The following is a 3,635-nucleotide window of genomic DNA, read 5'->3' as shown; positions in this document are numbered from 1 at the left end:
TTGCAGGCAGCGGTGCGCCACCTGGACATTGCACCATGGCTTCCAGGTCGTCTTACGGCTCGCCTAGGATGACCGGCAGCCCGACCAAGCCCACCTCGGCGACATCACCGTCCTCCAGCGGCGCCAGCATCGACAGCCAGCCGCGCTTGACGAAGTAGACGGTGGCGCATCGAGTTCTCGGCATCAGTCAATCCGGTGCCGATGAGCGGCGGGATGCGCCGGAAGTTTTAGCCTTAGGCGCTCACATATCCGCCCTACTCAGCTTACAAGCCAGCAGCCACGGCTTTCGCGCCAGTCTCATTAGGGTCACGGCCGCGGCGCCCAAGCGGGCGGCGTGACGTCTTCTGGCTGCCAGGGAGGCGGCGGTGGTAGCCCAACGGCTCAAGGCCAAGCTCGGCCAAGAGTTGATCGAGCATGACCTGCTGGCCAAGAAGATCGCCACCCTGGAGGCCGACCGTCCTTTGGCTGGACGCAAAAGCTGTGAGCCGGACGCTCTCGTCCCTCAGCGGCAACCCCTATGGCTTGGCCCCGGATGCCGACCTAGTGGTCGCGATCCAGGCAGTGTTGGCAGCCAACACCCTCCACGGCAACTTTGCCACGGTTGAGGAGCTGTGCCAGGCCGTTCTCGCCTCGTGCGAAGCCTACGACAGGACCTGGCTCATCGAACGGCACGGCTTCAAGTTACCCGCCGTTACCCGGCATGAGCCGCTTTCGCCCGCGGACTTAGCTGCTTTGGCTTCAACTCAGGGTCCCAGTATCCACGTACAGTGCAGATCTTCATTCGGCGATCCAAAATACCATGCGCGGCCAGAGCCTGACGTAAACCCGCCATCCGCCAAGCGGGAACATGCAGATGGTACCGAGGTTATCTGAAGCTTCGTCGGGAGCATCCGACGCAGAGCCTGTGGCGAATACGATGGCCTTTGCGACCAAACCGGCTTCTCCTCTGGGCGCTTCCCCGCCGGGCGGGCCTTGCACTCCGCGATCATCCTGATGGCAACTGTCGTGGTCGGCGCTGCCGTTATTGGCGCGCTCTATTTCGGTCGCGCTATTCTCATTCCTGTCGCCCTGGCTGTGCTTCTGAGTTTTGCCCTGGCACCCATGGCCGTGCGCCTGAAGCGATGGGGTCTGTCCCGGATCCCGGCTGTGCTGCTGGTTGTTCTCGTGGCCTTCGCCGGCATCGCCGCGTTTGGTGTGCTTGTCGGCAGCCAACTGGTCCAGCTGGCGGACAACCTCCCGCAGTACCAGAACAATATCGCAGCCAAGATCCGTTCTTTTCAGGACGCTGCTCCACAGGGTGGCGTCCTCGACCATGCGACGACCATGCTGCGTGAGCTGGGTGCCGAGCTGCACCCCACCGTGGAGGATCGACCGGCCGGCGAGCCAGTGACCGTCCGCGTCGAGGAGCCTCCCACCACGACGCTGGAGGTCCTGCAGAGCATCGGCTTGCCGCTGCTGGCCCCGGTCGGCACTGCCGGCATCGTCATCGTCCTGGTGGTTTTCATGCTGATCGAGCGGGAAGACCTGCGCGACCGCCTGATCGGGCTGTTCGGTGGCGACCTCCAGCAGACGATCCAGGCGATGAACGACGTGGCACAGCGGGTAAGCCGCTTTTTGCTGATGCAGCTCCTGGTCAACGCCACCTACGGCATTCCGATCGGCCTGGGGCTCTGGCTCATCGGCGTCCCAAATGCGCTTCTTTGGGGTGTGCTGGCGACTGTTCTGCGGTTCGTCCCCTATGTGGGGCCGTTTGTGGCCGCACTCTTTCCGATCGCACTTGCGGTGGCAGTCGACCCAGGCTGGAGCATGTTGTTCTGGACGCTTGGGCTGATCCTCACGGTAGAGTTGATCAGCAACAGCGTGCTCGAGCCGTGGCTCTACGGCGCCAGCACCGGCGTCTCTACGGTGGCGATCTTGGTGGCAGCGGTGTTCTGGACGGCTCTTTGGGGCCCGGTGGGTCTGTTGCTCTCGACCCCGCTTACGGTCTGCCTGGCAGTTGTCGCCCGCTACGTGCCTCATCTCCGCTTCTTGGACGTGATGCTCGGCAGCCAGCCGGTGCTCAGCCCCTCCGAACGCCTCTACCAGCGCATGCTGGCCGGGGATGCCCATGAAGGGGAGGACATGTCCGCAGCCATCCTCGAGACGCAGCCGCTCGCCACGTTCTATGACGAGGTCGGGCTGCCGGCCCTGCGACTGGCGGAAGCCGACCGTTCGCGCGAGCGGCTGTTTGGCGAGTCGCGCGCGCTGGTTACCGAGGGCTTCGTCACACTGGTGGCAGATCTCGCCGACCATGAAGGACCGGACGTGGAGGAAGCCGATAGCAGTGCCCGGATGGAGCCCATCATCTGGGTGGGCAAACCGGTGGCCTGCATCGCCGGCCGGACCGGCCTTGACCGTGCCGCTGCCTGTATGCTGGCCCAACTCCTGGAGCGCCGGGGGATCGGCTCTCAGGTCCTCCCTGCAGATGCGATCAGCCCTGAGGGCATCGCCAACATCGACCTGAAGGACGTCGAGCTTGTCTGTCTGTCCTACCTGAATCGTTCGGCGGTTGCTCAGGCGCGTCAGGCTTGCCGCCGCCTGCGGCGCAAGGCACCAGACATCAAGATCATGGTTGGTCTTTGGAACGGGCAACTCGATGAGGCCAAGACCGATGATCCGGCGGCTGGGCTGATGGCCGATCTCGTCGCTTGCTCGCTCACAAGCGCGCTCACACGCATTGAGGCCTTGGCCACGACGCCACTCTCTTGCCCGACCATGGCGGCCCCGGCTGCGGCCGACGAGGACGTTCGGCTGGCGGCCCTCAACGAGACAGGGCTGCTCGACACACCTCCGGAGGAACGATTCGATCGCATCACACGGAAGCTGGCAAAGGCCTTTGACGTGCCGATCTGCCTGGTGTCGCTGGTCGATGAGCACCGGCAGTTCTGGAAATCGAGCACCGGCCTGCCGCCGGACCTTGCCAGTGCGCGTCAGGCAGCACGTGAGATGTCGATCTGCAGCCACGTCGTCGCAGCCAACGAGGTTATCGTCGTCGAGGACGTCCTGAGGGACAAGCGGTTTGCCAACAACCCCTGGCTCAAGGAGCGCGGCATCCGGTTTTATGCTGGTGCTCCCCTGCGAACCGATAACGGGTCGGCAATCGGTTCACTCTGCCTCATCGACACCGTTCCACGCAGCATCAGCACGCGCGACAAGGCAGTTCTGCAACTCGTGGCCGATGAGGTGATGGTGGAGGTTCGGCGCGGTTCAGCGCCCGACCTTGCTGAGGCCCCGAAGTCGCCAGAGACGCTTGTCCTGCCCATGCAGGCTACCGTCGGACCTTAGAGCATCTACTCTGTTGCGTGGGCCTCCCTCGATCTCGGCCCAGCCAGGGCTTTCGGGAAGAACAACCTGCCGTGGCAGCTCCCGCTGGTCGTTCCGGCACTTGCTTTTGACAAATGTGTCGGTGTGTCGCCATGGGACACGCGGCCATCGCCGCCACTGCAATCCACAACTCGCTGCCGTTCCCTTGGTTGAACGACCCTGGCTGATCGCCCAGCGCCGCAGGAACGAACCCTGGCTGCTGCTGTTCCTGCTAGGCCCATCGACTGTGGCAGGCCAGCCAATCCAATGAATCTCTACATCGGTCTGCTGAC

2 protein-coding genes and 1 pseudogene are annotated in these 3,635 nt (G+C 63.8%); 2 read left to right on the top strand and 1 reads right to left on the bottom strand.

Features of this window, described 5'->3' with window-relative positions; all coding sequences use genetic code 11:
* Positions 1-52: 52 nt before the first annotated feature.
* Positions 53-184 (bottom strand): hypothetical protein, encoded by a 132-nt coding sequence (locus VHL31_RS07755; protein WP_329660633.1) that lies wholly within the window; start codon positions 182-184, stop codon positions 53-55.
* A 404-nt stretch (positions 185-588) separates the two neighbouring features.
* Between VHL31_RS07755 and VHL31_RS07750 the strand changes: the two are divergent.
* Both VHL31_RS07750 and VHL31_RS07745 read left to right on the top strand, forming a co-directional pair.
* Positions 589-732: pseudogene (locus VHL31_RS07750) on the top strand (IS3 family transposase); the annotation flags it as partial.
* Positions 733-972: 240 nt separating this feature from the next.
* Complete coding sequence (locus tag VHL31_RS07745) at positions 973-3,324, top strand: AI-2E family transporter (protein WP_414653665.1); 2,352 nt, start codon at positions 973-975, stop codon at positions 3,322-3,324.
* Positions 3,325-3,635: the final 311 nt, after the last annotated feature.

This window comes from Geminicoccus sp. (assembly GCF_036263595.1).
Lineage (GTDB): Bacteria > Pseudomonadota > Alphaproteobacteria > Geminicoccales > Geminicoccaceae > Geminicoccus.
The sequence above is the reverse complement of the archived record's forward strand: the minus strand, read 5'-3'. Positions and strand labels throughout refer to the sequence as shown.